General features: G+C 53.0%; 3 protein-coding genes and 1 pseudogene. All 4 read right to left on the reverse strand.

Features of this window, described 5'->3' with window-relative positions:
• Positions 1-2050, reverse strand: a 2050-nt coding sequence (glnD, locus tag ACTHUE_RS12510) for a [protein-PII] uridylyltransferase (protein ID WP_440423619.1), incomplete at its 3' end; no start/stop codon positions are given.
• A gap of 19 nt (positions 2051-2069) precedes the next feature.
• On the reverse strand, positions 2070-2366 hold the full coding sequence (locus ACTHUE_RS12515; protein ID WP_003680870.1) for a helix-turn-helix domain-containing protein: 297 nt from the start codon (positions 2364-2366) through the stop codon (positions 2070-2072).
• A 435-nt stretch (positions 2367-2801) separates the two neighbouring features.
• Positions 2802-3242: a TIGR01244 family sulfur transferase gene (locus ACTHUE_RS12520; RefSeq protein WP_150540651.1), complete on the reverse strand. Its 441-nt coding sequence runs from the start codon at positions 3240-3242 to the stop codon at positions 2802-2804.
• Between the two features lie 78 nt (positions 3243-3320).
• Positions 3321-3877, reverse strand: a pseudogene (locus ACTHUE_RS12525) (M61 family metallopeptidase); the annotation flags it as partial.

The following is a 3877-nucleotide window of genomic DNA, read 5'->3' on the forward strand; positions in this document are numbered from 1 at the left end:
AGAGGCGGTCGCCATTGGGCATGAACACCATGACTTGAAGGCTGTTGCTTTGGGGAAGGATACGGCTGCGGACGGCCGGACTTTGGGTGTCGTAGGCGAGGTTTGCGGTGTGCCAGAGGATTTCCCGTGTCTGATGGCGGACGTAGTATGCGCTGCCGAGGATGCGGCGGAGTTTTTGTTGGTTTTTGAGGGGAACGGCCGCACGCGTGAGTTGGTCGGCCACGGCTTGTTCGCGTCGGTTGGGGAGGCGTTCGGGATCGTGTTTTTTGCTGTTTAAAACGGCGGCGGTGCTGTGGTAGAGGGTTTGGAGCAGGCTGGCGCGCCATGTGTTCCAAAGTTTTGGGTTGGTGCCGCGGATGTCGGCAATGGTAAGCAGGTAGAGTGCGTCGAGGTATTCACGTGTGGGAATACGGCGGCAGAAGGCTTGGAGGACGTGCGGGTCTTGGATGTCTTCTTTTTGGGCAACGGTAGACATGAGCAGGTGGTTTTCAACCAGCCATGCGAGGAGGTGGCTTTCTTCTTCGGTGTAGTAGTGGTCGGCGGCGAATTGTTGGGCGTCTTTGATGCCTTCTTTGGCGTGATCGCCGCCGCGGCCTTTGGCGATGTCGTGCAACAGGGCGGCGGTGTAGAGGATGTGCGGTCGTGGGTAGGCCTGCATGATGGCGCTGGCCTCGGGCATTTCGTGGCTGTGGGTTTCGATGGCGAGACGGCGCATATTGCGGACGACGGTCAGGATGTGGTCGTCTACGGGGTAAATATGGAAGAGGTCGTGTTGGAGCAGGCCGGTGATTTTTTCCCATGCGGGGAGATAGCGGCCAAGTACGCCGTAGAGGTTGAGAAAACGGAGAGTTTGGGTAAGGCCGGTGCCGTGTTTGAAGAATTGGATGAAGCGGCGGCGGTTTTCTGGATTTTGGGTAAAACGGGTGTTGATTTTTCGTGTGGCCGCCCACCATGCACGGAGGGTTTGCGGCTCGATGGTGGTGATGTTTTGCTCCTGCATGGTTTGGATGATGGTGAAGATGTGTTCGGGATTTTGTTCAAACAGGGCAAGATCGTTGGCGGCGATTTGGTGGCCGATACGTTTGTAGTGGCTGTCGATGGGGTGGATATGTTGGGGACGGCTGGAGGTTTGATGGTTTTTGAGAACCGGAATAAGAATGCCGTTGAGTTGTTTGATGGCTTTGGTGGCGCGGTAGAAGGTATGCATCAGGGCTTCGCTTCTGCCGCGGATGTCGGGTTGGGTATAGCCTAAGCTTTCGGCGACTTGGGACTGGTAGTCGAAAAGCAGCCTGTCTTCGGGGCGGTCGGCGGTAAGGTGGAGGTGAATGCGGATGTTGGCGAGACGGCGATAGCCATGGGCTAGCATGCCGGCTTCGGTGCGTGTGAGGACGCCGGCGGTAACGAGGGCGGTGGGGTTGCTGTCTATGCCTTGTGCTTTGGCTGTCCAAATCAGGGTGTGGATGTCGCGCAGGCCGCCGGGGCAGGTTTTGATATTGGGTTCGAGTTGTGCGCCTGTGCCTTGGGATTTGGTATGGCGTTGCTCCATTTCGAGGAGTTTGGCTTCGATAAAAGCGGCTGTGTCGCGGCGTGTATTGAGTTTGTTTAGAAGTTGGGCAGTAAGGTCGGCATTGCCTTGGAGATGGCGTGCTTCAAGAAAGGCGGTTTCGCCGGTAATGTCGTTTTGGGTACTTTGGAGGATTTCTTCTATGCTGCCGCTTTTGATGGCCGGATTGAGGCGTGCGTCCCAAAGGGTTTGGATAAGTTGGGCGGTTTGTTGTTGCAGGCCGTCTGAAAATGTGGCCGAAGAAATAATCGCTAAGTCCCAGTCGGAATGGGGATAGAGTTCGCAACGCCCAAAGCCACCGATGGCAATCAGGCTGATGTCGTTGCTGTCGGGGAAGTGGATTTGCCAGAGGGTTTGCAGCAGGGTTTCGGCAGCGGCGATATGGTCGCGGAAGTAAGCGGTAGGGCGGTTGTTTTGGCGGTAGGCAGTTTCTGCTGCGGCTTTTTGCTGCTGGTAGGTTTGGATGGCTTGTTGGGCGGCGGTCATGATGGTGTCTGGCTGTGAATTAGGCTTGGGTGTCGGCAGGCTCGGTCATTTGGCGGAGCATTTCTTGTGGAGGAAGGAGGAGTTTGTAAGGGGCGATTTTGAGTGCGGATGCGATTTTTTCGATGTTGGAAAGGGCGATGTTCCAGCGTTTGCGCTCGACGGCGGAAACGTAGGTGCGGTCAAGTCCGCATTGGCGTGCAAGTTCTTCTTGCGACCAGCCGTGATTAACGCGATAGAGGCGCATGTTGTAGGCGATAACGGCACGGAGGTCTTGCGGATCGGGCAGGCTTGGCGGGGGAGTGAGTTTGTTGACCATGGTATTTTAAGTTTGTGGTTTGAACGATAAGGGGATTTTATACTATTTTCGTGAGGGGAAAGGAAAGGCCGTCTGAAAGTTTTCAGACGGCCTGAAAGAGGGTAGGTATAAAAAAAAAGGGGGTGGCTTTCGGCCACACCCAAACACACACACATCAAGAGGAAAGAAAAATCATTTAATAAGAGAGCTGGCTCTTATCGAGGAAACTGGAAGATTCGGGCATGGCCCTGAAGCATTGAAAGGCATTATAAATGAAAATAGGGTCAGGGTATTGATACAGGTCAATTCGGGCTTGATTTAGAAAATATATTTTTAGGATAGTGGAAATAAATTAAAAATAAGGTTTGATTGTGAATAAAAGTCATTAGGCCGTCTGAAAAATGGGTTTCAGACGGCCTGATCGGTTTAAAGGCTGCTACTTATATAAATTAAGCATTAAGCCAAACCTTTATCTTTGGCTTCTTGCAGGCGGGCTTCAAAGTTGCTGAGGTTGACACCTGCCTGTTCGGCTGCGGCAACTACTTCGGCTACGGATGCGCCGTGTTGCACTTGATGATAACCCCAAAGCAGGGAGCAACGAGTGCCGGTGCGGCAGAAGGCAAGAATGGGAGCCGGAGATTGTTGCAACAGATTTTGGAAGGCTGTGACATCGGCTGCATTGATTTGAGGCGCAACGACGGGCTGGTGGGAAAATTGGTTGATGCCGTCCTCTTTAAACCAGTTTTGCACTTCGGCAAAAGTCGGTTGGTTTTCTTCTTCGCCGTCCGGGCGGTTGCAGATGATGGTTTTGATGCCGAGACGTACGGCTTCTTGGACATCTGCTTCGGTCAGTTGGGGGGCGATATAGAGGGTGTCGGTCAGTTTACGGATGGGCATAGTTTTTCCTTTCTTTATATTAAATGGATATGTTGATTTCAGACGGCCTAGGAAGTGGCAGGCCGTCTGAAGTTTTATTTAATGATTGTACAACCAGTTTTCGAGTTTTTGGCGATCGGTAATATGCAGCAGGGCGGTATTGGCTTCTGCCGCTTGAACTGTGATGCTGGTTTCGCGCAACAGGCCTTGGCGGAAGAAATGGATGGTGGTGCGCGTGCTGATAGGCAGTTTGCTCCACTGCGTTGCAAGGTCGTTGCAGGCATAGCCGCCTAAGGCGATGATTTTGTCTTGCGAGCAGAGTCCGGCATTTTCTGCGCTGCCGCCATTGAATACATGAGTCAGGACGGCATGGTCGCTGTTTTGTTTGAAACGTGCGCCCAAATCATTGGCGGGGACAACCGATTGGGGTTCGCTTGCAAATGCTCCTCCGTGTTGGCGGGGCAGTGGGATAAAGTCAAGTTTGACACCTACGCTTTGCAGGTATTCTGCGAGTGGAAGGTCTTCGGTGCTGTATAAGGCCGTCTGAAAGAAGGTTTCTAAATCTAAACCGGTCATTTCTTGGCAACGGGATTGCCAGTGTTTTTCGGGTATGCCTTGATGGGTGTTGCACCAATCGAGATAGTGTTGCTGCATCA

It is taken from the genome of Neisseria sp. P0021.S005, assembly GCF_051956955.1.